Origin of the sequence: Arthrobacter sp. NPDC080073 (genome assembly GCF_040686575.1) — a bacterium.
GTDB lineage: Bacteria > Actinomycetota > Actinomycetes > Actinomycetales > Micrococcaceae > Arthrobacter.
On the sequence record NZ_JBFBKR010000018.1, the window covers coordinates 35277 to 59491 of the forward strand.

21 protein-coding genes are annotated in these 24215 nt (G+C 64.1%); 13 read left to right on the forward strand and 8 right to left on the reverse strand.

Annotated elements, in window-relative coordinates; translation table 11 throughout:
- Positions 1-5 precede the first annotated feature (5 nt).
- Genes AB0O52_RS18030 through AB0O52_RS18040 form a run of 3 tightly spaced genes read right to left on the reverse strand, consistent with a single transcriptional unit; the run spans position 6 to position 2646 of the window.
- Positions 6-686, reverse strand: a complete 681-nt coding sequence (locus AB0O52_RS18030; protein ID WP_364540348.1) for a CoA pyrophosphatase — start codon at positions 684-686, stop codon at positions 6-8.
- Positions 683-1471 carry an endonuclease III gene (gene nth, locus AB0O52_RS18035; RefSeq protein ID WP_364540351.1) on the reverse strand — a complete coding sequence of 263 codons (789 nt, stop codon included), beginning with the start codon at positions 1469-1471 and terminating at the stop codon, positions 683-685. Before nth ends, AB0O52_RS18030 begins: the two co-directional genes overlap by 4 nt.
- An 11-nt stretch (positions 1472-1482) precedes the next feature.
- Positions 1483-2646, reverse strand: a complete 1164-nt coding sequence (locus tag AB0O52_RS18040) for a hypothetical protein (RefSeq protein WP_364540354.1) — start codon at positions 2644-2646, stop codon at positions 1483-1485.
- 254 nt (positions 2647-2900) lie between these two features.
- Between AB0O52_RS18040 and AB0O52_RS18045 the strand changes: the two genes are divergently transcribed.
- The 7 genes from AB0O52_RS18045 to AB0O52_RS18075 all read left to right on the forward strand — a co-directional run bounded on the left by AB0O52_RS18045 (position 2901) and on the right by AB0O52_RS18075 (position 11420).
- On the forward strand, positions 2901-3059 hold the full coding sequence (locus tag AB0O52_RS18045) for a hypothetical protein (protein WP_364540357.1): 159 nt from the start codon (positions 2901-2903) through the stop codon (positions 3057-3059).
- Positions 3060-3069: 10 nt separating this feature from the next.
- The gene (gene acs, locus AB0O52_RS18050) at positions 3070-5106 is read left to right on the forward strand and encodes an acetate--CoA ligase (protein WP_364540360.1); all 2037 of its coding nucleotides are present in this window, start codon (positions 3070-3072) and stop codon (positions 5104-5106) included.
- A gap of 198 nt (positions 5107-5304) precedes the next feature.
- On the forward strand, positions 5305-6621 hold the full coding sequence (locus tag AB0O52_RS18055; protein ID WP_364540363.1) for an ABC transporter substrate-binding protein: 1317 nt from the start codon (positions 5305-5307) through the stop codon (positions 6619-6621).
- A gap of 14 nt (positions 6622-6635) precedes the next feature.
- Positions 6636-7640 carry a sugar ABC transporter permease gene (locus AB0O52_RS18060; RefSeq protein ID WP_364540365.1) on the forward strand — a complete coding sequence of 335 codons (1005 nt, stop codon included), beginning with the start codon at positions 6636-6638 and terminating at the stop codon, positions 7638-7640.
- Positions 7637-8545, forward strand: coding sequence for a carbohydrate ABC transporter permease (locus AB0O52_RS18065; protein ID WP_364540368.1), 909 nt, complete (start codon positions 7637-7639; stop codon positions 8543-8545). Before AB0O52_RS18060 ends, AB0O52_RS18065 begins: the two co-directional genes overlap by 4 nt.
- A 5-nt stretch (positions 8546-8550) precedes the next feature.
- Positions 8551-10611: a beta-galactosidase gene (locus AB0O52_RS18070; protein WP_364540370.1), complete on the forward strand. Its 2061-nt coding sequence runs from the start codon at positions 8551-8553 to the stop codon at positions 10609-10611.
- A gap of 29 nt (positions 10612-10640) precedes the next feature.
- A complete protein-coding gene (locus AB0O52_RS18075; protein ID WP_364540373.1) occupies positions 10641-11420 on the forward strand; it encodes a DeoR/GlpR family DNA-binding transcription regulator in 780 nt (259 codons plus the stop codon).
- A gap of 18 nt (positions 11421-11438) precedes the next feature.
- Here AB0O52_RS18075 and AB0O52_RS18080 read toward each other — a convergent pair whose 3' ends face one another.
- A complete protein-coding gene (locus AB0O52_RS18080; protein ID WP_364540375.1) occupies positions 11439-12458 on the reverse strand; it encodes a LacI family DNA-binding transcriptional regulator in 1020 nt (339 codons plus the stop codon).
- Between the two features lie 14 nt (positions 12459-12472).
- Positions 12473-13675: a Gfo/Idh/MocA family oxidoreductase gene (locus AB0O52_RS18085; protein ID WP_364540378.1), complete on the reverse strand. Its 1203-nt coding sequence runs from the start codon at positions 13673-13675 to the stop codon at positions 12473-12475.
- Between the two features lie 227 nt (positions 13676-13902).
- Here AB0O52_RS18085 and AB0O52_RS18090 point away from each other — a divergent pair, with 227 nt between their 5' ends.
- The 5 genes from AB0O52_RS18090 to aroQ all read left to right on the forward strand — a co-directional run bounded on the left by AB0O52_RS18090 (position 13903) and on the right by aroQ (position 20098).
- Entirely contained in the window at positions 13903-14844 is a 942-nt protein-coding gene (locus AB0O52_RS18090; protein ID WP_364540380.1) for a sugar ABC transporter permease, read from the forward strand.
- Between the two features lie 12 nt (positions 14845-14856).
- A complete protein-coding gene (locus AB0O52_RS18095) occupies positions 14857-15816 on the forward strand; it encodes a carbohydrate ABC transporter permease (protein WP_364540382.1) in 960 nt (319 codons plus the stop codon).
- A gap of 51 nt (positions 15817-15867) precedes the next feature.
- The gene (locus AB0O52_RS18100) at positions 15868-17223 is read left to right on the forward strand and encodes a sugar ABC transporter substrate-binding protein (protein WP_364540385.1); all 1356 of its coding nucleotides are present in this window, start codon (positions 15868-15870) and stop codon (positions 17221-17223) included.
- Positions 17224-17335: 112 nt separating this feature from the next.
- Positions 17336-19540 (forward strand): alpha-galactosidase, encoded by a 2205-nt coding sequence (locus AB0O52_RS18105; protein ID WP_364540459.1) that lies wholly within the window; start codon positions 17336-17338, stop codon positions 19538-19540.
- Positions 19541-19633: 93 nt separating this feature from the next.
- On the forward strand, positions 19634-20098 hold the full coding sequence (gene aroQ, locus AB0O52_RS18110; protein WP_364540388.1) for a type II 3-dehydroquinate dehydratase: 465 nt from the start codon (positions 19634-19636) through the stop codon (positions 20096-20098).
- Positions 20099-20550: 452 nt separating this feature from the next.
- Here the strand turns inward: aroQ and AB0O52_RS18115 are convergent, their stop codons facing one another.
- Positions 20551-21735, reverse strand: a complete 1185-nt coding sequence (locus AB0O52_RS18115) for a MarP family serine protease (protein ID WP_364540390.1) — start codon at positions 21733-21735, stop codon at positions 20551-20553.
- A gap of 246 nt (positions 21736-21981) precedes the next feature.
- Between AB0O52_RS18115 and AB0O52_RS18120 the strand changes: the two genes are divergently transcribed.
- Positions 21982-22659: a Crp/Fnr family transcriptional regulator gene (locus tag AB0O52_RS18120; RefSeq protein ID WP_011775987.1), complete on the forward strand. Its 678-nt coding sequence runs from the start codon at positions 21982-21984 to the stop codon at positions 22657-22659.
- A 90-nt stretch (positions 22660-22749) separates the two neighbouring features.
- On the opposite strand, the gene AB0O52_RS18125 is transcribed toward AB0O52_RS18120, so the two are convergent.
- On the reverse strand, positions 22750-23661 hold the full coding sequence (locus tag AB0O52_RS18125) for an NUDIX hydrolase (protein ID WP_364540392.1): 912 nt from the start codon (positions 23659-23661) through the stop codon (positions 22750-22752).
- A 17-nt stretch (positions 23662-23678) separates the two neighbouring features.
- Entirely contained in the window at positions 23679-24215 is a 537-nt protein-coding gene (locus AB0O52_RS18130; protein ID WP_364540394.1) for a RidA family protein, read from the reverse strand.

Genomic DNA, 24215 nt, shown 5'->3' on the forward strand with positions numbered 1-24215 from the left:
CGAGGCTAAATCTCTATCTCGAGCAGGCGCTCCGCATCCCAGGGAACAGTCCATCCCAGCGCGTCGAACAGGCCGCTGAGCACCATCCCGGTGAAACCCCAGATCACGAGTCCATTGACTTTGAAGACGGGGCTCGAGAAGGTCCGGCCGAGCCGTGTGAGCGTCCCGGTGTAACGGTTGTCGGGATCAAGGAGGTCACGCACGGGAACCCGGAACACTTGCGCGGATTCGGCGTAGTCCACCACCCTCACAGGCGAGGGCGACGCCCACCACGCGAGGACCGGTGTGACCACAAAGTTGCTGCGGATCAGGCCAAGTTCCGGCATGACACCCAGCACCTGCACGCCTCCGCTGTCCAGGCCGGTTTCCTCCACTGCTTCCCTGAGGGCTGCCGCCACTGCTGACTCATCCCCGGGATCGATGCTGCCACCGGGGAACGCCACCTGCCCCGGATGGTCGTCCAGGGTGTGGGCGCGTTCCAGAAGCAAAACGTCCAAATCCGCCGGGGCCACCGGTTTCCCGGATTGGGCGGGGACGTCGTCCAAGACGCCGAAGAGCATGAGCACGGCCGCTTTACGCGCCTTGTCCGGATCCACAGTTGCAGCGTCAATCCGCGGATCAGGGCCCGGATGCAGGCCGGAATCAATCCTGGTGATAAGACTGACGAGGTCCTCGAGCGCGGTCATGCCGGCCTCCTCTGTGATTCCATCCGAATTTCGGCCGCGCGGTGGGTCTCGGCGAGCAGCTTTGCGAGAAGTGCTTCGTTGCCCGGCGCCAGTTCGTATTTGAGCAACTTGGCCGCTTTGACGGGATCCTTTTCGCCTTCGCCATAACTCGGGCACCAGGTTGCCAGCGCGCACGCTCCGCACGCGGGCCGGCGCGCATGGCAAACCCTGCGGCCGTGGAAAACCACTCGGTGGGACAGCATGGTCCAGTCCTTGGGCTCGAACAGCTCCGCGACGTCGAACTCGATCTTCACCGGGTCCTCGGACGTCGTCCAGCCAAACCTGCGTGCCAACCTGGCAAAATGCGTGTCAACAGTGATTCCCGGGACGCCGAAAGCGTTGCCCAGCACCACATTTGCCGTTTTGCGCCCGACGCCGGGAAGCGTCACCAGATCTTCGAGCCGGCCGGGGACCTCGCCGTCGAACTCGTCCACTAAGCGTGTGCTGAGCGCCAGGACATTCTTCGCCTTGGCCCGGAAGAAACCGGTGGGCTGCAGGATCGCCTCCAGCTCCGCAATCTCGGCTTCAGCCATGCTTCGGGCATCGGGATAGCGGGCGAACAGGATCTTTGTTACCTGGTTGACCAGCACATCCGTGGTCTGGGCGGACAGCACCGTGGCCACCAACAGCTCGAACGGGTTCCGGAAATCAAGCTCAGCGTGGGCGTAGGGATACAGCTCGGCAAGCGCCTTGTTGATTTTGCGCGCACGCCGCTTCAATGCCAGCGGGGTTTCGACGGTGTCCACGGCCGGCCTGTTTAGCCGCGTTCGATGTGGCTAAGATCGCGCAGGACGCCCACTTTGCCGTCAGTATCCTGCACGAGGAATTCCTCGCCGCGGTCTTCGAGGGCCAGGATCCACGCGCCCGGTTCGATGGTGAAGGCGGGCATTCCTGTGTGCTCATCGACAACGACGCGGGGATGGGCCACGGCGAACCAGAATGCCTCGTACCCGGAGTCGGGCTCGGATTCGTCCCTTCGGGTGGCTGGATCGACGGTGGCGCCGATGGTCTGGTACACGCGGGACTGATCGACCGTGCCGATGTGCTGGGTGGCGGGCCCGGCGTCGGCGTCCGGGCCGCCGACGGTTGGCGTAGCCATGGTGGCAGCAGGCAGGTGCTTGGGCTCCTCGGGTGTGGGGGCCTGCGCGTCCCGCCCGCCGTCTGCGACCGCAGCCTCTGCGGACTCGGCAGGCACAACGGCGGGTACAGCAGGGGCCGGCGCCGCAGCGGCGGGGGCCGGCGCGGCAGCGGCAGGTGCGGGCGCGGCAGGTGCGGGCGCGGCAGGTGCAGTGGCGGCTGGTGCCGGGCTGGCGGGTGCCGGCGCAGGCTTGGCCGGCTTGGGCACGGCAGGCTTGCGGGTTGGAATGGCTGATTCCCGGGCCACGACGTGCGCGGGCTGTTCGGCCCTGTCCTTGAAATCGTCGCGGAGAAGCGGAAGGTGGGGAGCCAGGACCGTCGAGGCCAGAAGTCCTACCGAGCCAACAAGTCCGACAAGCACGAAAACGGTAAACGCGCCTGCCGCGGATAGGAAGAAAAGGGTCAAGGCGAACGACGCCACAACCGAAGCGAACTGGTCAGTCGAGAGGGAACCGATTCTCACAATGTTCCCCGGCTGCATGCGCCGGGCAACGAACAACGCGGCAACAACGAGGGGAAGAATGATGCCCAGCGCCAGGAAGAAAAGGTTGTCCAGGTTCCACAGATTGTAGCGCCCGCCAAACATCGGCAGGAGGGACCCCACAAACATCAGCAAGGTGGAACCGAAAACGGACACGTCCCGGATAGTGAACGGACCCAGCACGGCTTGGTACTTCGGGGAGGTCATGCTGCCGGGCTCTGGCGCCCCGGATCCAGCTGCTGCTTCGGGGGCCGATCCTGGCGTCTGTGCGCCGTTCTTCGGACCTAGGCTCGTCTGGTTCATGTGCAAATCTCCTTAGTACGGCGGTGTTCCGGACGCTGCCTCCCAAGGCTGCACCCGGTACTTTCGGGGCCGGACCGGGCGGCAAGTTTTCGCGTCTCGAGACCTCTTCAGCCTATGCCAACCGTCTGACAGTCCACTAGTTGGCGCGGGTGCAGAGGCAGGGAACCGCTCCGTAATATTCCCCGCGTCGGGAGCCGGCCCAAGAGCCTTCGGCGCCGTTCGGCGCGAATCACCAGCCGCTCACGGTCCAGATTGTGACCGTAGACACTTGTTGTCAGCTCAAAACGCTAAGGTGGGTTCCGGAAAAGCTCTTTGCGGAATCCCGCGAGATGCCGCAGCCCAACGCCGTGCATGATTGGCGCCGCGGGGCGGCCTCGCTGCGGGACGACCGCGCGGCAGAGATCGATGAATGATGAGGTTCACATGTCCCAGGACGCCAATGGATCGATGGCCACCGCTGCACCCGGATCCGACGGGCCAGGCAACGGCGATGCCCTCGAGAATCTTCTCCATGAGGACCGGAGGTTCGCGCCCTCGGAAGACTTCGTCGCGGACGCGGTAGTCGACGCCGGGGTCTATGCGGAAGCGGACGCGGACCGTCCGGCGTTCTGGGCGAAGCAGGCCCGGGAACTGCTGGACTGGGACACGGACTTCGGCCAGGCGCTGGACTGGTCCGAGCCGCCGTTCGCGAAATGGTTCGTCGGCGGCAAGGTCAACGCCGCGTACAACGCCCTGGACCGGCACGTGAAGAACGGGATCGGGGACCGGGTGGCCATCCACTTCGAAGGCGAACCCGGCGACACCCGCACCTACACCTACGCCCAGCTCACCGAGGAGGTCAAGAAAGCCGCGAACGCGTTCGAAGCCCTCGGCGTGGCGAAGGGTGACCGGGTGGCCGTGTACCTGCCCATGATCCCCGAAGCGGTCATCACGATGCTGGCCTGCGCCCGGATCGGGGCCGTGCACTCGGTGGTGTTCGGCGGGTTCTCCGCCGACGCCCTGCGCTCCAGGATCGATGACGCCCAGGCCAGGCTCGTGGTCACCGCGGACGGCACCTACCGGCGCGGCAAGCCCAGCCCGCTCAAGCCCGCCGTGGACCAGGCCCTGACCGCCCCCGGGCACACCGTCGAAAAGGTAGTCGTGGTCAGGCGCAACGGCGAACCCGTGGACTGGGACCAGGGCCGGGACCGGTGGTGGGAGGACACCGTCGGCACCGCGTCGGCGGAGCACACCGCCGTGGGCCATGATTCCGAACACCCGCTCTTCATCCTCTATACCTCCGGGACCACGGGCAAGCCCAAGGGCATCCTGCACACCACCGGCGGGTACCTGACCCAGACCGCGTACACGCACAAGGCGGTCTTCGACCTGCACCCGGACACGGACGTGTACTGGTGCACCGCCGACGTCGGCTGGGTCACCGGCCACTCCTACGTCGCCTACGCGCCTCTGGTCAACGGCGCCACCCAGGTCATGTACGAAGGCACCCCGGACTCCCCGCACCAGGGCCGCTGGTGGGAAATCGTTCAAAAGTACAAGGTCTCCATCCTCTACACCGCCCCCACCGCGATCCGGACCTTCATGAAATGGGGCAAGGACATCCCCGGCAGGTACGACCTGTCCTCGATCCGGGTCCTGGGCTCGGTGGGCGAACCCATCAACCCCGAAGCCTGGATGTGGTACCGGGACGTCATCGGCGCCAACGCCGGCAGCAACGGCGAAAAGAAGGAACACCCCGCACCCATCGTGGACACCTGGTGGCAGACCGAAACCGGCGCCCAGATGATCGCACCCCTGCCCGGAGTCACCGCAACCAAACCCGGCTCCGCGCAGGTCCCGCTGCCGGGCATCGCGATCGACGTCGTGGACGAAGCCGGGGCCTCCGTCCCGGACGGGCACGGCGGCTACCTCGTGGTCCGCGAACCCTGGCCCGCGATGCTGCGCGGCATCTGGGGAGACCCCGAACGGTTCAAGGACACCTACTGGTCCCGCTTCGAAGGCATGTACTTCGCCGGGGACGGGGCCAAGAAAGACGAAGACGGCGACATCTGGCTCCTGGGCCGGGTCGATGACGTCATGAACGTCTCCGGGCACCGGCTCTCCACCACCGAAATCGAATCCGCCCTCGTCTCCCACCCCTGGGTGGCCGAGGCCGCCGTCGTCGGAGCCACCGACGAAACCACCGGCCAGGCCGTCGTCGCGTTCGTGATCCTGCGCGGGGACACCGCCAACAACGGCGACACCACCATCGCCGAACTCCGCAACCACGTCGGCAAGGAAATCGGCCCCATCGCCAAACCCCGGCACATCCTCGTCGTCCCCGAACTACCCAAAACCCGCTCCGGCAAAATCATGCGCCGCCTCCTCAAAGACGTCGCCGAAGGCCGCGAACCCGGCGACGCCACCACCCTCTCCGACCCCACCATCATGGCCCAGATCGCCCAGTCCCTGAAAAAGTAGGCTCTGCCCCAACCAAGCAAAGCCCCTCAAGCCAGCAAGCTAAGGCGGCGGTTCTCTCCAAGGAGGACCGCCCCTTCTGTCTTAAAACCCTCCGTCGCAAGAATGTTATATTTAGTGCTTTCATGTTCTCTTTTGAGCGGTTATAGTCGAGTTCTACGTGAGAAACCTCACAAGCACCACGCTTTCAAGGGAGAGAACATGGCAGCGAATCTTGACCCGATCCAGCCGGCCCACAATGCCGGCCCTGGACGCCGCACCATCCTGAAAACGCTCGGTATCGGCGCTGCGGGGCTCGCCGGCATTCCGCTGCTGGCTGCCTGCACCGGCGGCTCGGGGCCAGCTCCCGGAGCCACCTCGAACAGCCTGACCTTCGGCTCGGGTTCCTCGGACGACGTTCCCAAGGCCGCCTACAAAGCCGTCACCGATGCCTTCACCAAGAAGACCGGCATCACGGTGGCCACCAATGTCGTCCCGCACAACGACTTCCAGAACAAGATCAACTCCTACCTCCAGGGCAGCCCGGACGATGCCTTCACGTGGTTCGCCGGCTACCGCATGCAGTACTACGCGGGCAAGGGCCTCCTGGCTCCCGTGGACGACGTGTGGGCAACGATCGGCAGCAACTTCTCGGACGCCATGAAGAAGGCCTCCACCGGGCCGGACGGCAAGATGTACCTGGTCCCCAACTACAACTACCCTTGGGGCTTCTTCTACCGGAAGAGCTTCTGGGCCGAAAAGGGCTACGCAGTCCCGAAGACCTTCGATGAGCTGAAGACCTTGGCCGCCAAGATGAAGGCCGACGGCATCATCCCCATCGGCTTCGCCGACAAGGACGGCTGGCCGGCCATGGGCACTTTCGACTACATCAACATGCGCCTCAATGGCTACCAATTCCACGTGGACCTGACCGCCCACAAGGAAAGCTGGGACCAGAAGAAGGTCAGCGACGTCTTCGACACCTGGAAGGCCCTCCTCCCGTTCCAGGACCCCAATGCCCTCGGCCAGACGTGGCAGGACGCTGCCAAGGCCCTCGAAGCCAAGAAGACCGGGATGTACCTGCTGGGTTCGTTCGTGACCCAGCAGTTCACGGATCCTGCCGTGCTGGCGGATATCGATTTCTTCCCGTTCCCGGAAATCGCAGTGGAAGGCACCGACGCCGTCGAAGCCCCCATCGACGGATTGCTCCTCTCCAAAAAGGGCGGCGACAACAAGGCAGCGCACGACTTCCTGGCGTTCATGGGATCGGCCGAAGGCCAGAACGCCTACTCATCGGTGGACGGCTCCAACATCGCCACCGTCAAGGGCGCCGACACGTCGAAGTTCACCCCGCTGAACAAGAAGTGCGCGGACACCATCGCCAATGCCAAGTACATCAGCCAGTTCCTTGACCGGGACGCCCTCCCTGCCATGGCCAACAACGTGATGATCCCCGCGCTGCAGTCCTTCATCAAGGACGGCACCGTGGATGTCAAGAACCTTGAAGCGCAGGCCAAGACCCTTTACGCAGCCCAGTAGCTGAAGGAATCCCCATGAGTACTACCGCCGAGAAACCGGCAGCACCGGACAGCGAGCCCGGTGCTGCCGGGCGAACCACGGCCCGCAAGGGCCAGCCCGGCACCGCCAGGCGGACCGGCAAAGCAGGCAGGGTCCGCCGCCTCACCCGCCGCGACAAATTCATCCTCGCGATCATGGTGGGCCTGCCGACGCTGATCCAACTTGTGCTGGTCTGGCTGCCCACGCTCTTCTCCGTTGCACTGAGCTTCACGCGCTGGAACGGCCTTGACCTGAAGGACATCAAGGCCGCAGGGACGGACAACTACCGCTTCGTGGTCCAGGACTATCCCCCGTTCTGGCCTGCCATTCAACACAACGTGCTGTGGCTCGTCTTCCTGGCCCTGATCGCAACCCCCCTCGGCCTGCTGCTGGCCGTACTTCTGGACCAGAAGATCCGCGGCAGCAAGATCTACCAGAGCATTTTCTTCACCCCCGTCATGTTGTCGCTGGCCCTCATCGGCATCATCTGGCAGCTGTTCTACAACCGGGACAGCGGGCTTCTGAACTACCTCCTGGGCACGGCGGGCACACCGCATGCCGTGGACTGGTTTGGAGATTCCAACGTCAATATCTGGGCGGCCATGGTTGCGGCTACCTGGCGTCACGCGGGCTACGTCATGATCCTGTACTTGGCCGGGCTCAAGGGCGTGGACCCCTCGCTGAGGGAGGCGGCGTCGATCGACGGCGCCAACGCGGCGCAGACGTTCTTCCGCATCGTCTTCCCGGCAATGCGCCCCGTGAACATCGTGATCGTGGTGATCACGATCATCGAGTCGCTACGTGCCTTCGACATTGTGTACGTCATCAATCGAGGGACAAACGGCCTTGAACTGATCAGCGCCCTGGTGATCCAGAACCTGATCGGGGAAGGCCAGGTGATCGGGGTCGGCTCTTCCCTCGCGGTGATTCTCCTGGTCATCTCGCTGATCCCCATCGTTTTCTACCTCGTCCGCACCTTCGGCAAGGAGAGCAAGGCATGAGCGCCCTCGCCAACCCCATCCCGCGCACAACGGCCGCTGGCGCAGCCCGGAACTCCGGCAAGCGCCACTACGGGACCCATATCTTCCTGACCGTCATGGCAATCATGTGGCTGATTCCGCTGGTTTGGTCCTTGTTCACAGCGTTGCGTCCCAAGGCGGATACGGACAAGTTCGGCTACTTCAGCCTTGGCGGCACCTTCAATTTCGACAACTTCATCCAGGCCTGGACCCAGGGCGGATTCTCGAAGTACCTCCTGAACTCGGTGATCATCACTGTTCCGTCGGTGCTCCTGACCCTGTTCTTTGCCTCGATGATGGCGTTCGCCGTTTCCAGGGTGAGCTGGAAATTCAACGTCACCCTCCTGATCATGTTCACGGCAGGCAACCTCCTGCCCCCGCAGGTCCTTGCCGCCCCGTTGTTCGAGATGTTCAAGCATGTCACGCTGCCGTACTCCTTCAGCGATTCCGGCAACCTGCTCAACACCTACATCTCGGTGATCGCCGTGGACACGGCATTCCAGATCGGGTTTTGCACTTTCGTGCTTTCCAACTACATGAAGGCCCTCTCGTCCGACCTGACGGAGGCCGCGCTGGTGGACGGTGCCGGGATCTGGCGGCAGTACTGGAACATCATCTTGCCGCTGTGCCGGCCCGCCCTCGCGGCGCTCGGAACCCTGGAAGTCATCTTCATCTACAACGACTTCTTCTGGCCGCTTCTCTTTATCCAAAGCGGTAACCGGCTGCCGATCACGACTGCCATCAATAACCTGCAGGGCGAGTTCCTCAGCAACTACAACCTGCTGGCGGCCGGCGCCACCATCACCGTGATACCCACCCTGATCATCTACCTCGTGCTGCAGCGCCAATTCGTGGCCGGCCTCACGCTCGGTTCCAGCAAAGGATAAAACGCATGGCAATGGATTACATCGTCGACAAGCTCGGCGGCCGGATCGCCTTCGGCGGCGACTACAACCCCGAACAATGGCCCGAAGAGGTCTGGAAGCACGACGTCGCCCTCATGAAGGAAGCCGGGGTGAACCTTGTCAGCGTCGGCATCTTCAGTTGGGCCCTTCTGGAGCCCGAAGAAGGCCGGTACGAGTTCGGCTGGCTGGACAGGGTCCTTGACCTGCTCCACACCAACGGCATCAGTGTGGATCTCGCGAACGCGAGCGCTTCTCCCCCGCCCTGGTTCAGCCGCAAGTACCCCGATTCACTCCCGGTGGATGCCGACGGCGTCCGGCAAAGTTATGGTTCGCGTCAGGCCTTCGCGGCGTGCTCGCCGGACTATCGCCGGGCGGCAGCAGCCCTGACGACGGCGATCGTGCAGCGCTACGCGGGGCACCCCGCCGTCGTTATGTGGCATGTCCACAACGAATACGGCTGCCACAACCAACCGGACTTTGGCCCCCACGCGGAGCGTGGCTTCCAGGCATGGCTCCAGTCCAGGTACGGGAGCCTGGATGCGCTCAACGAGGCCTGGGGCACGGCCTTCTGGTCCCAGCATTACTACGACTGGGCCGAGATCCTGCCGCCGCGCCGCTCCGGAACGTGGGTGAACCCCACGCAGCAACTGGATTTCGCGAGGTTCTCCTCAGATGCCCTTCTTGAATGCTTCAACGCAGAGGCAGACATCATCAGGGCACATTCGAAGCACCCGGTAACCACCAATTTCATGGGTTTCAACATGGGACTGAACGCCCCCGTTGATTATTGGCGCTGGTCCGGACACATGGATGTCGTGTCCAATGACCACTATCTGATTGCCGCCGACGAGCGGAACTTCCAGGATCTGGCCATGACGGCGGACCTCACCCGCGGCTGGGCGCAGGGCAAGCCATGGCTCCTGATGGAACACTCCACCTCGGCAGTCAACTGGCAACCCCGAAACGTGGCGAAGGCGCCGGGCGAAATGCTGCGCAACTCCCTGCAGCATGTGGCCCGCGGAACCGATGGCGTGTTGTTCTTCCAATGGCGGGCCTCCCGTGCCGGGGCCGAAAAATACCACTCCGGGCTGGTCCCCCACGCCGGTCGCGACAGCAAGGTGTGGCGCGAAGTGGTGGAGCTCGGCCGGGCGCTCGGGAGCATTTCGGAGGTGTCCGGCTCCACGGTCCAGGCCAAAGCCTGCATCATCCACGACACCGACGCCCGCTGGGGCACCGAACTGGACTCGCACCCCAGCCAGGACGCACGGAACCTCCCGGAGACACGCCGCTGGCACGATGCCCTCTACCGGGCAGGCATCACCACGGACATCCGGCAAAGCACCGATGACCTTTCCGGCTACAAGCTGGTGATCGCACCCATGCTCTATCTGGTCACGGATGAAGGCGCGGCAAGGCTCCACGAATATGTCGAAGCCGGCGGAACCCTGGTGATCACCTATTTCTCCGGAATCGTCGACGAAAACGACCACATCCGCATGGACCCGGTCAACGGAGGCGGTTATCCCGGGGCATTCTCCGAACTGCTCGGCGTGAGCATGGAGGAATTCTTCCCCCTGCGTTCCGGCGATGCCGTGGGCTTGAGCCGATTCGGCTCCGGCACAGTCTGGAGCGAGCTGGGTAAGGCGACCGGGGCGGAGGTCCTGGCCACGTTCGACGGCGGCGCAGGCACCGGCAGCGCGGGCTCCGGCGTCGACGGCTCGCCAGCAGTGACCCGCCGGGCGGGATCCGCCGGACGCGGTGCCGCCTACTACGTGGCCACGAGTCTGGGCCGCGCGGGACTGGCCGAACTGGTCCAGCTCCTCTGCACGGACGCCGGGGTGGAGCCGGTCCTGGGCGTTCAGCCTCCGGAAGACGTGGAAATCGTCCGCAGGAGCAACGGCACCAAGGACTGGACCTTCGTCATCAACCACAGCGCGCAGGACGTGGAGGTGCCCCTCGACGGCGTCGAGCTCCTGAGCGGAACCGCCACCGGAGGTACGCTAAACCTTACTGCCGGAGGCGTCGCCGTCGTCGCCACTCCCGCCTAGCCACCCGCCGTCCTTCCAGAGAGGTTCCGATGCTTCAGGCAGCGCGCCACACCGCCATTGTCGACGCCGTCCAGCGTGAGCGGGTTGTCCGTGTCTCGGACCTCGCGCAACTGCTGGGCGTCTCAGCCATGACCGTTCGGCGCGACATCGAGTCGCTTGAGGAGTCCGGGCTCGTCGAGCGTATCCATGGCGGTGCCAAGATACCCGGCGACGCCCGGACCCACGAGCCCGGCTTTGAGCTGAAATCCACCCAGTTGATCGAGGAAAAACACGCGATCGCCGTCGAGGCCGCCACCTTGGTCCACGAGGGCATGGCCGTGGGCCTGAGCGCCGGAACCACCACCTACGAACTCGCCAAGGTGCTCCTGGAGGGCCCGCGGATCACGGTGGTGACGAACTCCATCAGGATTGCGGACCTCTTCCACAATGCCTCGGGTTCACGGGAGGGTTTCCCGGTCATCGTGACGGGCGGCGAGCGGACGCCGTCGGACGCTTTGGTGGGTCCCATCGCCACGGCCGCGCTGAAGCAACTGCACTTGGACGCCCTTTTCCTCGGTGTCCACGGCATGGATGCGGATGCCGGATTCACCACGCCGAACCTGCAGGAAGCCGAAACCAACCGGGCCTTCATCAGTGCGGCCCGCAACGTGGTGGTTTTGGCGGACCACAGCAAGTGGGGAACGGTGGGGATCGCCTCGATTGCCCAGCTGGAGGAAGCCGACGTGCTGGTGACGGATTCGCATCTCGGCGAGGATGCGCGGCGTATCCTCGCCGACGGCGTCGGCAAGCTCAGGATCGCCACGCCTTAGCGTCCGGAGGGGAATGCGCTACGGGCACCCGCACGATTGCCGGATGCGGAGCTGGGTGGGGAAGACCCTGTGCTGCGGCGGTTCGTTGCGATTCTCGCCCACCAGCGCGGATACTGCGGCCTCCGCCATCTGCCACACGGGCTGCTCCACGGTGGTCAGGGCCGGCCAGCTGTATTCGGCTTCGATCGAACCGTCGAAGGACGCCACGGCAACATCGTCCGGAACGGACAGGCCGGCCTCGCGGATTGCCCGCAGGAGCCCGATTGCCTGCATATCGGAACTGGCGAAGATCGCCGTCGGGCGGTTGTCCGCGGTAAGAAGGCGTTGTCCGGCGGCGTAGCCCCCGGGCCGGTCGAACCCGCCGCGGGCGAGCGGCCCAACAGGAAGCCCGGCAGCTTCGAGCGCCCGCCGCCACCCCTCCTCACGCCCGTCGGCCTCGTTGTCGGCGGTGATGCCCATGGCGAGTCCGATGTTGGTGTGGCCGTGCCCGATCAAATGTTCCACGGCCAGGCGGGCTCCGGCTTCAAGGTCCACCCCTACGCTGTTGAATCCCGGAGCGACCGAGGCATGGTTCAACAGGACCGAGGGGATCTCCGCGCCGAAAAGCTCCAGTAAATCGGGTTCGAACATGACACTCGCCAGGACCACCCCATCAACCTGCCGGGCGGCGAGGTTGCGGATGTGGCGGCGTTCTGAGTCCAGCTTGTTGTCGGAATTCGTCAACAACAGGGCATATCCGCGCTCGGCGGCGGCCACTTCCACGGCGTGTCCCAGCAGCGCCCAGAACGGGTTGCTCGAGTCCGGAATCACGAGGCCGAGGGTCTGGTTCGACCCCATTTTGAGCGCACGCGCAGCGGCATTCGGCCTGTACCCGAGGATCCGGATGGCGTCCTGGACCTTCGCTTCGGTCGCCGGCGCCACTTTCTTGGGACCACCGTTCACCACATAGCTCACGACGGCGGTGCTCACCCCGGCGTACCGGGCCACGTCTTTGCGGGTCACCGGTCCGCGCGGGGTATGCACTGCCGAAGTAGTCATGGTGATCATGCTAGCTACAAAGCCTCGGGGGCATCTCCAAAGTCCCTGATGGGGAGCCGTTCGCCGCCGCGGAGGGCGGACTCGTGCGCCACGACTCCGGGGAGCGTGAAGCGCGCGGCCACCCAGGCGTTTACCGGGGGAAGGCTTCCCTTGTTCACGGCAGTGACGAAGTCGTCCACCAGGAACTGGTGGCTGCCTTCGTGCCCGGTAGGAGCTCCCTCGAATTCAACGGGGAGCCGGCCGGCGTCGTGCACCGGAGCGAGGCCGGAGATGAACGCACCGCGAAGTTCGGGCGCGACGTCCGCCAACGAGGGGTCGTCGGCAGACATGCTCGGCTTGGTATCCACCTGGTCCGAGACGTCCAGGACTCCCTTTTTGTCCTGCCACAGCGTGGTGGTGGCCAACTGCTCGAAGCTTGCCTCGGTGCCGAAGAAGCGGAAGCGCGATTCGCGGATGTGCGAGGGGTAGCCTACGCGGCGCATCTCGTTGGTCCGCATCACGCCGCCGTCGTTCATTTCGAACAGCGCCGTGGCGTTGGAGAAGTCATTGTCGAACATGCTGACTTCCTTGTCGAAGACGCCGTCGCCGCGATCGTCCTTGACGCCGATGCAGCTGACGCTCACGGCATGTCCAGGCACGGCACCCAGGACGCCACCGATGGCGTGCGTGGGGTACAGCATGGGCGGGTAGCTGGCGGTTGCTTTCCAGTTTTCGCCGCCGCTGTACTGGTATGCCTCGTAGAAGCCCAGGTCCATGTCGTGGACATAGTCGCCTTCTGTGTAGAAGATGCGGCCGAACTTGCCGGCGGCGTGCTGCTTGCGGGCATAGACGGTGGCGGGGTTGTAGAAGCTCGTCTCTCCCATGGCATAGACAAGCTTGGTCTCACGCACGGCCTCGATGATTCCGGCGATCTGCTCTTCGGAGATTGCCATGGGGACGGCCGAGTAGACGTGCTTTCCGGCGCGCAGCGCCTTGATCACCAACGGCCCGTGCGTCCAGCGCTGCGTGAAGATGGCGACGGCATCGACGTCGGAAGCCAGCAACTCGTCGAAGCTGCCCATGGTGCCGTCCAGGCCCAGCTGTTCAACGGCTTTGGCAGCCCGTTCCGGGAGCTCGTCCACAGCGTAGACGGCGGAAACCCCGGGGTGGAGCTTGAAGAGGTGAGCGAATTGGCCGCCGAACTGGCCAAGTCCTACTACTCCCATTGAAAACGTCATTGTTAGCCCTTCGATTCAGTGTGTGGCTTCAGAATGCCATCGCCGCGCCGGGAGCGGTACGGCAAGTGACTCAGGCCAGTGAATCACCGGGATCTACTCGAGTCAACAAAAAGCAAGAAATCTAAAATAATCAAACAAAAATTCACAAACTTGCTTGACCCCTTCATATCTACTCGTGTAGATTTCCATCAGTTGTAACCCACATCACAGTCAGGAAAGGGTCGAAGATGACCACCCTTGCCAAACAAGCGGAGCCCGCCGCGCTTCCCAAACCGGGCAAACCAGCCAAGTTCGGCATTCGCCGGATCGGTGACTTGAAGATCGCCTTGCTCTTCATCTTCCCGGCGATGATCGGCTTCGTTCTTTTCTTCCTCGTCCCCACCCTCCGGGGGATCTACCTCAGCTTCACCGAGTACAGCATCCTGGGTGATCCCACGTGGATCGGCTTGAAGAACTACACGACGATCTTCAGCGACGATTTGTTCTGGAACGCCATGGCCGTCACCGTGCAGTACGTGGCCCTGAACATCGGCTTCCAGACCGTCATAGCCATCGGACTCGCGCTTCTCATGCACCGTGTGGCCAAATCGACCTTCATCCGCGGCGTTCTGCTGCTGCCGTTCCTGGTGGCGAACGTGATCGTCGCACTGCTCTGGTTCTGGATGCTGGACTACCAGCTGGGCATCGTCAATGAAGTCATCAGCTGGATGGGCCTGCCCCGTATCGCCTTCTTCGGCAGCGAACAGTGGGCCATTCCCACCATCGCCTTCGTCAACGTCTGGCGGCACATGGGCTACACCGCCCTGCTGATCTTCGCAGGACTCCAGTCCATCCCCAACCACGTCTACGAAGTAGCCAACCTTGACGGGGCCTCCCCCACCCGCACCTTCTGGAGCATCACCATGCCGCTATTGCGCCCGGTGTTGGCCCTGGTCCTGGTGGTCACCGTGATCGGTTCATTCCAAGTCTTCGACACCGTGGCTGTCACTACGCAAGGCGGACCTGTCAATGCCTCCCGGGTCATCCAGATGTACATCTACCAGAAGGCCTTCGGCGAGTCCGACTTCGGCTATGCCTCAGCGCTGTCCGTCATTCTCTTCATCATTCTCGCCCTGGTGGCCTTCATCCAGATGAAGTTCCTCAAAGGCAACGAGACGGACCTGGACTAAGGAAACCCCGCCATGAGTACCTCCACCAATTCCCGCCGTTTGCGGGAGTCCGCCGCCGCCGTCGTCGGCTCCCCGCAATCGCACCGTACCCCCACGAAACCTTTCAACTGGCGCCGCGCCGGCGCTTGGGTCCTCGTAGCGATCGCCGTCGTGGTCACCGTCGCTCCGTTCCTCTGGATGCTCCGGACAGCACTGTCCAGCAACCATTCGCTGGCCTCGAACGCCGGCAACCTCCTTCCGGCGGACTTCAGCTGGGGTGCCTTCCAGCGGGTCTTCGGGTTGCAAAGCCCCGAGCAAGCAATCGCCGAAGGCGGTTCCGGCGCCGACATCAATTTCTGGCTCTACCTGCGAAACTCGATCGTCTTCGCCACCATGACCACCGCAGGCCAGGTGTTCTTCAGCGCAATGGCCGCCTACGCCTTCTCCAGGCTGCGCTGGCCCGGACGGAACAAGGTCTTCGCGATCTTCCTGGCCACCATGATGGTCCCGCCGATCTTCACTGCCCTGCCGAACTTCCTGATGATCAAGAACCTGGGCCTGCTCAACACCTTCGCCGGACTGGCGCTGCCTTTCATGTTCATGACGCCGTTCGCCATCTTCTTCCTGCGCCAGTTCTTCCTGGGCATGTCCCGCGAAGTGGAAGAGGCCGCCATGCTCGACGGCGCCAAGCACCTCCGGATCTTCTTCCAGATCGTGATCCCCAATGCCGCAGCACCCCTGGCCACCCTGGCGCTGCTGACCTTCATCGGCCAGTGGAACGAGTACTTCTGGCCGCTCCTGGTGGGCCAGGACGAAAGCGTCCGCGTCCTCACCGTGGGCCTGGGTGTCTTCAAGTCCCAGTCCCCGCAGGGCGCACCGGACTGGAGCGGACTCATGGCCGCCACCCTCGTGGCTGCACTACCCGTCCTGATCCTCTTCATCGCCTTCGGCAAGAAGGTGGTCAACTCCATCGGCTTCTCCGGCATCAAATAAGTCATCCCCCAGCACCGCCCCGTTCCATCGCAACCCCTTGAAAGGTCCACCATGAAGAAATCCATTGGCACCGTCGCAGCTGCCGTCACCGTCGCTGTCGCGGCCGCGCTATCGCTCTCCGCTTGTGGCGGCGGATCCGCCCCCGCCTCCAGCGAAGCCAAGGGCGAGATCAACTACTGGCTGTGGGACGCCAACCAGCTCCCGGCCTACCAGCAGTGCGCGAGTGACTTCACCAAGGCCAACCCGAATATCACGGTCAAAATCACCCAGCGCGGCTGGGACGACTACTGGACCACCCTGACCAACGGCTTCGTGTCCGGTACCGCCCCCGACGTCTTCACCGACCACCTGTCCAAGTACCCTGAGTTCGCTTCCAAGAAGCAGCTACTGGCCCTCGACGACGCCGTGGCCAAGGACGGCGTCAAACTGGACAGCTATAACAAGGGCCTGGCCGATCTCTGGGTGGGCCAGGACGGCAAGCGCTACGGCCTCCCGAAGGACTGGGACACCATCAGCCTCTTCTATAACAAGGCCATGACCGACTCCGCCGGCATCACTGCCGAGCAGATGGCCAAGCTCGACTGGAACCCCAAGGACGGCGGCAGCTACGAGAAGACCATCGCCCACCTGACCGTGGACAAGAACGGCAAGCGCGGAGACGAAGCCGGCTTCGACAAGAACAACGTGGCCGTCTACGGCTTGGGCTTGGAGTCCTCCGGCTCCGGCCAGGGCCAGACCCAGTGGAGCTTCCTCGCTGCAACCACCGGCTGGACCGCTACCGACAAGAACCCCTGGGGCACCAAGTTCAACTACGACGACCCCAAGTTCCAGGAAACCATCGCCTGGTGGGCCGGACTGGCGGACAAGGGTTACATGCCCAAACTTGAAACAACGGTAGGCGCCAGCGTTTCGGACAACTTCGGTGCAGGCAAGGCCGCGATCAACACGAGCGGCTCGTGGATGATCGGCCAGTACACCGGATACAAGGGTATTCAAACTACCATCGCCCCCACCCCGACGGGACCGGACGGCAAGCGCGCGTCCATGTTCAACGGCCTGGCCGACTCCATCTGGGCCGGCACCAAGAACCCCGCGGCAGCCACCAAGTGGGTCGAATACCTTGGTTCCTCAGCTTGCCAGGACGTCGTCGCCAACAAGGCGGTCGTGTTCCCGGCGATCGGCACGTCCTCGGATTTGGCTGCCAAAGCTTTCGCGGCCAAGGGTGTTGACGTCTCCGCATTCACCCAGCAGGTCAAAGACGGCACCACCTTCCTCTTCCCCATCGCGGACAAGGCTGCAAAAGTTGACGGCATCATGAAGCCCGCAATGGACGCAGTACTCAGCGGCAAGAAGCCGGCCAGTTCCCTCTCCGACGCCAACAACCAGGTCAACAACCTCTTCAAGTAACACCAGCCCCTGAAACCAGTCCGGGCACCGCCGCTTCACTCCTTTGACGGCGGCGCCCGGACTCTCCACTCCCTCGTAACGGGACCCCTACTCTCTGAAAGTGAACCAGCCCATGGACCCGCTCCACCTCCGTTCCGCCGGCACAAGCCTGGTGGTCAGTTTCGACAGCGGAGAGGCCGAAGTCATCCACTGGGGTGCTGATCTCGGCGGCACCCTCCCGGACCTCGCCATCCTGGGCGAACCCATCCCGCACTCCGCCGTCGACGCCACCGTCCCGGCGACGCTCATCCCTCAAGGTTCCTCCGCGTGGCGGGGCCGTCCGGGCCTGCGCGGCCAGCGAATCGCCGACGGCGTCCCGGGACTGGACTTTTCGCTCCGGCTTCGCGTGACGGACGTGCAGGCTGACGCCAGTTCCGCCGTCGCCTCTGCAGTGGGCGCCTCTGCAGTGATTGTCCAGAAGGATCACGACGCCGGAATCACCGTGACGTCCAAGCTCACGCTTCATCCCGGCGGCCTTCTCGAGCTGCGCCACACCGCTGTCAACGACGGCACGTCCCCCTTCCAGCTCGACGAGCTGGCCACCGTTCTCCCGGTGGGACCGGACGCCGTCGAACTCCTCGACCTCACCGGGCGCTGGTGCCGCGAACGCCACCCACAGCGCCGGACCGTCCAGCACGGAACGTGGGTACGCACGGGACGCCACGGCCGCACGGGGCACGATTCCTCGCTGCTTTTCGCTGCAGGTACCGCCGGATTCGGCAACCGCCACGGGAAGGTCTGGGCGACCCACCTGGCGTGGAGCGGCAACCACGAACAATTCGCCGACACCTTGGCCGATGGGCGCACCATGATCGGCGGTTCTGAACTCCTGGGCCCGGCGGAAGTAGTGCTCCAGCCCGGCGAGGGCTATACCACGCCCGCACTGTTTGCCGCCTACTCGGACCGTGGCCTGGACGGCATCAGCGAAGCGTTCTACAGCTGGTTTCGGTCCCGCCCGCATCACGTCCTTCCCGCCGCTTCCACGGGGCTCCCGTCCGGCAAGCCCCGCCCGGTGGTTTTGAACACGTGGGAGGCCGTGTACTTCGACCACAGGCTGGACACCCTGATCGAGCTCGCCGAGTCCGCCGCGGAGCTGGGCGTGGAGCGCTTCGTGCTCGACGACGGCTGGTTCCGCGGGCGCCGCGACGACCATGCCGGCCTGGGCGATTGGTACGTCGACGAAACCCTGTGGCCCGACGGCCTGACACCGCTCATCGAGGCCGTGAACTCCCATGGCATGGAATTCGGGCTCTGGGTGGAACCGGAAATGATCAACCTGGATTCAGATGTTGCCCGGGCCCACCCCGATTGGATCGTGGGCCCCGCGGCCCTCTCCTACAAGGACGGCGGCCGTCTCCCGCTGGAATGGCGCCACCAGCACATCATCGACCTCGTCAACCCCGCGGCCTGGCAGTATGTCTTCGAGCGGATCGACACCCTGCTGGGGGAAAACAACATCAAATACCTCAAATGGGACCAGAACCGGGACCTCAGCGAGCACGGCCATGCGGGCCGCGCCTCCGTACATGCGCAAACCCTGGCCGCCTACCGGCTCTTCGACGAGCTCCGCAAAGCCCACCCCGGCGTCGAAATAGAAAGCTGCTCTTCCGGCGGTGCCAGGGTGGACCTGGGCATCCTTGAGCGGACCGACAGGATCTGGGGATCGGACTGCAACGACGCCCTCGAAAGGCAGACCATCCAGCGCTGGACCGGCGTCGTGGTTCCGCCGGAACTGGTGGGCGGGCACATCGGTCCGACCACCTCGCACACCACGGCCCGCACGCACGATCTCTCCTTCCGCGCCATCACCGCGTTGTTCGGGCATTTCGGCATGGAATGGGATGTCCGCCAGGTGCAGGGCGCCGAACGCGAGGAGCTCAAGCGCTTCATCGGCCTGTACAAGGCGCACCGCGGGCTCATCCACAGCGGGCGGATGGTCCGTGCGGACGTCCCCGACGACTCGCTGATGCTTCACGGCGTGGTCTCCGACGACGGCGACGCTGGCTTGTTCGCCGTGGTCAGTACCCGGACGTCGTTCGCCGAACAACCCGGGCGGGTGGCGATTCCGGGCCTCGACCCCGGGCGTTCCTACACAGTGCAGGCCATTTTCCCGGCCCCCGGCGACGCCGACTATGCCCGCACCTTCACCCAGGTGCAACCGCCGGCCTGGCTGCCATCCGGCGCTGAAGCAAGCGGCCGCTTCCTGGCAGAGGTGGGGCTCCCAGTGCCGGTCCTGAACCCGGAGCACGCGCTGCTGCTCCGCTTCACCGCGGTGTAGCTGCTGTCCGGCGTTTCTTACGCTGCCCTTTACCCTGCCGTGGGCTGCGTAAGAAACGCCGGACCGTCTCCGCACACCGATAGATTGGGAGTTATGACTGAAGCTCCCAACGCCACCGAAGCCGGTCGCGGCACCATCCTCGTCCTCAATGGCCCCAACCTGAACCTGCTGGGCACGCGCGAGCCGGAAAAGTACGGCACCTCCACTTTGGCCGACGTCGAACAGCTCGCCATGGCAGCCGCCGGAGCCCACGGATTCACAGTGGACTGCGTCCAGTCCAACCACGAGGGCGACCTCATTGACGCCATTCACGGCGCACGTGGAACCGCCGTCGGGATCGTCATCAACGCGGGTGCTTACACGCACACTTCCGTGGCGCTGCGGGACGCCCTTGCTGCGGTGCAGCTTCCCGCCGTCGAGGTCCACATCACCAATGTGCACCAGCGCGAGGAATTCCGTCACCACTCCTACCTGTCCCCGGTGTGCTCGGCGGTGATCGTCGGCGCAGGAGTCCAGGGCTACAAGCTGGCCATCGACTACCTCGCCACCGCGGTCTAGATCCGCGGACTGAGCAGGTTCCTTGGGACATGCTCATTCTTCGTCGCCAGAGCTGGACATGTGCACCCGCTCCCAAGGGACATGCTCATTCTTCGTGGCCGGGGCTGGACATGTGCACCCCCTCCCAAGGGACATGCTCATTCCTCATGGCCAAGGTTGGACATAATCGCAATATGTCCAACGCTCAGATCAAGCGCAGAGCATGTCCCATCGTGGGAAGCACCACTTTTCACATCCCGGCAAATGGGGACATGCTCATTCTTCGTGACCAGCGCCGGACATGTGCACCCCATCCCAAGGGACATGCCCATTCCTTATGGCCAGGACTGGACATAATCGCAATATGTCCAACGCTCAGATCAAGCGCAGAGCATGTCCCATGGTGGGCATCAAGCGCAGAGCATGTCCCATGGTGGGCATCAAGCGCAGAGCATGTCCCGTGGTGGGCAGGGCTACTTCTTGGTGCACTGGCCTGACGACACTCCCTCGCTCAGGGATGGTGCTTGCTGAGCGACTGGCGAGAGCTCGTCCATGGTCAGGGCGTAGCCCACTGCCACATCCGAAGTGGTCTTGGCGAAGACGACGCCGGCAACCTGCCCCTGGGTCGTCAGAAGCGGACCGCCCGAATTGCCGGGCTGCACGTCTCCGGCAAGCTTGTAGACCTGCTCCGGGGACGGGTTGTTGCCGTAAATGTCCGGCACCAGCAGGGTCGAGATACCCTCAACCGCCGCCGGCTTGGACTGGAACGGACCTCCGTGGGGGTAGCCGGCGAACGCCGCGGGTGAGCCGGCCGGAAGGTCGGCGCTCAATTGCAGCGGCGCCGTCGGGAGACCGTCGACGGCGACCACGGCCAAGTCGCGTTGGCTGTCGAAGTAGACGACGCGACCAGGCAACGCACCGCCGTCGGGGATTTCCACCACAGGCTGCGACACGCCGGCCACGACGTGCGCGTTGGTCACCACCCGGCCGGGGGACACAACGAAGCCGGAGCCGGTCTGGTTTTGGCCGCACTGGTAGGCCGTGCCGGCAATCTTCAGCACGGAATGGGCCGCGTTGTTGAGTGCCGGTGTGTCCGTGCTGGTGTTCGGAATGGGCATAGGTGCAACGGGGCCGATGCCCTCGATGAGTTGCGGAATGCCGTTGCCCATGACCGTGGAACGCAGTTGCGCCACGCTGGCCTTGATGGGTGTGGGCGTCATGGTGTCGATGAAGCGGATCACCTTGGAATCGGCCAGCTGCTGCGAGACGAACGGCACACCCAAGGAGCCGATGCTGAACGCCAGCATGGACATGACCAGCGCGGCAACGACCAAGCTGACGAAACCACCCAGCACGCGGTCAAGTGCGTGCAATGGCTGGATTCGCACGGCTTTGCGGACCCGCTGGCCGATCCAGGTACCGAGCCCGTGCCCCAGGACAATGAGCACTACGGCCGAGCCGATGATGGCGGTGAGCCTCCAGCCACTGTCCTTCACCCAGTCGCCGACGAGCGGGACCGCGATAAAGGCAGCCACCGCTCCCACGGCGAAGCCTGCGATTCCGCCGAGCGTCACGAAGAAGCCATTGCGCAGGCCGTAGATCAGGTAGGAAAGAAGCGTCAAAATCAACGCCAGGTCCAATATGGTCAAGCCGAACACCAAAGCTCCTCACAGCCGAGTAAGCCCCAATTGTAGTTGCACAGGCTGACAGCTTCCCTTCGTAAGCAAGCTGCAGCCCACATCGCGAAGCAGCCGCCCAGCCGGGGATTCCCGGCCGGTTGGGGAACGGTTTGTGCCTCTTCCGCGTGATTTAGGGCGTTTCGGCTGCCAAGTACGTCACAGACGCGACAAAATTCTGAAACAATGGCTGAAGCGCCCCAGCCGAACTTTTACTCAGGAGATTTCATGGACATCGAGGTATTGCGCCGCGCACCCCTCTTCGCCACCCTTGACGACGACGCTTTCCGTCTGCTGACGGACGAACTCACAGAGGTGGACCTTTCACGCGGAGCGTCTGTTTTCCGCGAGGGCGATCAGGGTGACCAGCTCTACTTCATCGTGTCCGGCAAGGTTAAGCTCGGCCGCACCTCTCCGGACGGCCGCGAATCCCTCCTGGCCATCCTCGGCCCGGGCGAGCTCTTCGGCGAAATGGCCCTGTTCGACCCCAGCCCGCGCACCGCAACGGCCACGGCCGTGTCCGAGACCCGGCTGGCAGGCCTGAAGAACGAAAGCCTGAACGCCCTGCTGCGCACCCGTCCCGAGGTGTCCGCGCAGTTGCTCCAGGCACTCGCCCGCCGCCTGCGCCGCACCAACGACTCCCTGTCCGACCTCGTGTTCTCGGACGTCCCGGGCCGTGTCGCCAAGGCCCTTCTGGACCTCGCGGACCGCTTCGGCCGGCCTGCGACCGACGGCGTCCTGGTCGCCCACGAACTCACGCAGGAAGAACTGGCCCAACTGGTCGGAGCCTCCCGCGAGACGGTCAACAAGGCCCTCGCCGAGTTCGTTCAGCGAGGCTGGCTCCGCCTGGAAGCCCGCGCAGTAGTCATCCTGGACATGCAGCGCCTCCGCCAGCGCTCCCGGTAGTTTCCAGCGACACAGAAAATGCCTGGCGACAACGGAATTCCGCTGCCGCCAGGCATTTTTCGTGTCGCCGGCGTCGTACGTCGTAGGTCCTCAGCGCTCCCGCTGTGGCTCCCCTGAAACCGTCCGGGCCGCTTCGACTTCGAGCATGAGTGCGCCATCCTCCTCGACGAGCCGCGGCTGGTACATATGCGGCTTCCGTTTGTAGCTGAGGTACGCAATACAGCCCTGGGCAGCGGCCATCTTCTCGAGGATGATCTCCGAACCCGGCACCAGCAACTGGCCCAAAGTCAAGCCAACCGTGTTTTCCTGGCCGATTTCGTCCCCAAGCGCAGTAGTCTCGCGCTCGGCCATGAGTTTGGAAACGCACACCCAACGCCCCCAGACACCCTTGCTGGCCAGCAACGAGGGCTGCTGGTTAACAGGAAGGGTGGCCGCGAAGTAGCGGGTGTTGAAGCGCCGGTGTGCGAAGTCCGGGCTGAGCCAGTTGACCAGCGGCTTGAGCAGGTCCGTCCGCAGCGACAACCCACGCTTGGCCAGGACATCCGTAAACGACTTGTCCTGGGCTGCCACGGCCTCACGGGCCTTCATCCACTCGGGAGTGGATGTCGCCTCCACGGTGGTGGACAGGTCTGGGCCGGCCAGCAGCACGCCGGTTTCCTCGAACAGTTCGCGGATGGCGCCCACCACGTGGCGGCGCGCCAGTCCGACGTCGGCGGTTCCCAGCATCTCAGCCCAATGCTGAGGCGGGGGGCCAAGCCAGCCGAGGGCGTCGTCGTCGGTGGGTTCCAGCGATCCGCCGGGAAACGCGACAACGCCCAACGGCGAGGAACCGGGACGGTAACCCATCCACGTTTCCAGGCCGGTAGGCGAATCGCGGAGCAGGACAACAGATGATGCAAAACGCGCGGCGCGGGGGGCCCGTTCGCCGAGCTCAAGCCAATTCCGTGCAGCCCCTTCTAGTTCAGGGGGTAACGCAAACAGGCGTCGGGCTAGTTGTGGCAATTGAGTGAACCGGTTCCTTAGCTGAATTCAGCGATCAACTCGACCTCGACGGGAGAGTCGAGCGGAAGGACTGCAACGCCGACGGCGGAACGCGCGTGCTGCCCTTTGTCGCCGAAGACACGCCCGAGAAGCTCGGATGCACCATTGATTACACCGGGCTGGCCGGTGAAGGAGGTATCGGATGCCACAAAGCCGACGACCTTCACGATGCGCGTGATGCGGTCGAGGTCCCCGATGACACTCTTGACGGCAGCCAAGGCATTGACAGCGCAGACCGCTGCATACCTCTGCGCGTCTTCCGGAGACACCGTGGGCTCTTCCGAAAGGCCCTCGTCACCGCTGGAGACTTTGCCCGTAGCTTCGAGTTTGCCGTTAATGAAGGGCAGCTGTCCGGAGGTGTAGACGTGGTTGCCGGAGACGATGGCCGGAACATAGGCGGCCACCGGAGCTGCAACAGCTGGCAGGGTCAGTCCGAGTTCGGCAAGGCGCTGCTCGACGGCGGATGCCGGAGCCGTGGAATCCGCGCCAACGCTGGTTTCTGCGGGGGTTGTCAT